At 69.3% G+C, this 1,012-nt stretch carries 1 protein-coding gene; it reads right to left on the bottom strand.

The window, feature by feature from the left end; translation table 11 throughout:
• Window positions 1–958 (bottom strand): hypothetical protein (locus J3T93_RS09895; RefSeq protein ID WP_267431547.1); only part of this gene is annotated, 958 nt, incomplete at its 3' end.
• Window positions 959–1,012 lie beyond the last annotated feature (54 nt).

Here is a 1,012-nt window from a genome sequence, read left to right on the forward strand (position 1 = left end):
TGCCGTTCGCATAGCCGCTGCTCTTGTAGCCGGTTCCGGCGCCTCCCGTGGCGGGGGCTGCGGGTGCGGCTGCCTGCGCGGCTGCTGCCGCGTCGGCGGCCTGCTTCTGGCTGATGGAGTCGTTGACGGCCTTGACGGCGTCATCCAGGCTCTTCCTCGCGTCCGCGTAGGTCTTCGGATCGGTCACGTCCTTCCTGCCGCTGGCCTGCCTGGCGGCGTCGATGGCCTTGGCCAGGGCGTCCCTGGCGGCGTTGTCCGCCACCTTTCCGTCCGAGCCGCCCAGCAGGGAGGCAGCCGAGCCGATGGCATCCTCCAGCCCCTTCTTCCCGTCGGCCAGGCTCTTGGCCTTGACGGAGGCCCGTACCTTGGCGGCAGCGGCCCTGTACCGGCCGACGAGCCCCTTGTTGATGCTGGCGGCCTTGGCCAGCCCGTCCCTGTTCCGGTCCAGCCGTCCGGTGTCCTGGCTGGCCGTGCAGACGGCGGCGGTATGGCCGGCCGGCTCCCGCACGGCCTGCTCCAGCGTCTTGCGGACGGCGGGGTCGGCCACGTTCCGCTCGGGCGTGGCCTGGAGCATCTTCCTGGCCTCCTCCTGCTCATGCCGCTGCTTGGCGGCGCTGGCCGTGTACGCCTGGTAGGCGCGGCCGCAGCCTTCAAACGCATCGGCATGGCGCTGCCTGAACACCCAGACCCCCGCGACCACGCCTACGACGATCACGATGACGGCCACGATGGCTGCGACCATGATGGCGCGCCGCCCGAGCCCCCCGCCATTCTTCGGCCCGGCACCGGCCTCGCCAGCCAGACCCTGCGCGGATCCCCCTTCAGCGAGCTCTCCCACAGAGGATTGCTCCTCAGCAGCATGCTCTTTGCCGGGCTCCTCATCGGCCAGACCGGACTCACCCGGTTCCTTCCCGACTGGTTCGATCCATGTGGTTTTCGCCGGACCATGCTCGTCCATGATAAGCTCCCCCTCCTCACATGACACTTTGCCACCAGCTCCATTCTCCAACAT

This window comes from Bifidobacterium sp. B4111 (assembly GCF_026537235.1).
Lineage (GTDB): Bacteria > Actinomycetota > Actinomycetes > Actinomycetales > Bifidobacteriaceae > Bombiscardovia.